Origin of the sequence: Pseudomonas sp. A-1 (assembly GCF_004801855.1) — a bacterium.
Taxonomy (GTDB): Bacteria; Pseudomonadota; Gammaproteobacteria; order Pseudomonadales; family Pseudomonadaceae; genus Geopseudomonas.
The window spans coordinates 1-891 of sequence record NZ_SSTC01000224.1 but is presented as its reverse complement, the minus strand read 5'-3'; the positions used below and the strand labels follow the sequence as shown (position 1 = coordinate 891).

At 67.9% G+C, this 891-nt stretch carries 1 protein-coding gene; it reads left to right on the top strand.

Annotated elements, in window-relative coordinates; all coding sequences use genetic code 11:
• The coding region (cydB, locus tag E5198_RS21275; RefSeq protein WP_136491872.1) for a cytochrome d ubiquinol oxidase subunit II at window positions 1–759 on the top strand (759 nt) is incomplete at its 5' end.
• Window positions 760–891: the final 132 nt, after the last annotated feature.

Sequence of the window (891 nt, the reverse complement as noted above, 5' to 3'; positions counted from 1 at the left end):
CTGCCTGCGCTGCTGTTCGGCGTGGCCTTCGGCAACCTGTTCCTCGGCCTGCCGTTCCGCCTCGACGAGCTGATGCGCTCGACCTACGAGGGCTCGTTCTTCGGCCTGCTGCATCCCTTCGCCCTGCTCGCCGGGGTGGTCAGCCTGAGCATGCTCTGCACCCACGGCGGCGCCTGGCTGATGCTGCGTACCGACGCCGACCTGCACCAGCGCTCGCGCAAGGCCACCCAGCTGTGCGCGCTGGTGTACCTGCTGAGCTTCGCGGCGGCCGGCACCTGGCTGGTAATGGGCATCCAGGGCTTCAGCCTGGTCGGCGGCTTCGCCGATCTGGGGGCGGCGCTCAACCCGCTGCACAAGCAGGTGAGCCTGGACAACAGCGGCTGGCTGGCCAACTACGCGCAGTACCCGCTGACCCGCCTCGCCCCGCTGGCGGGCCTGGCCGGCGGAGTGCTGGCGCTGCTCGGCGCGCTGTTCAATCGTGGCTTTGTGGCCTTCCTCGGTAGCAGCCTGGCCATCGTCGGCACCATCTGCACCGCGGGCTTCGCGCTGTTCCCCTTCGTGTTCCCGTCGAGCCTCGACCCGGCGTCGAGCCTGACCGTGTGGGACGCGGTGTCCAGCCACAAGACCCTGGGCATCATGCTGGTGGTGGCGGGCATCTTCGTGCCGCTGATCCTGCTCTACACCCTGTGGTGCTACACCCGCATGTGGGGCCGGTTGACCGACAAGACCATCGAGAGCAACCCGCACGGTCTTTACTGAGGTCGCGAACCGTGGCCGAGCGTAGGGTGCGCCATGCGCACCATGGGCCACGGTAGTTTTCCGGTGCGCACGGCGCACCCTACTCGATCAGTGCCCACCTGGGCCAAGGAGAACGACAGATGTGGTACTTCG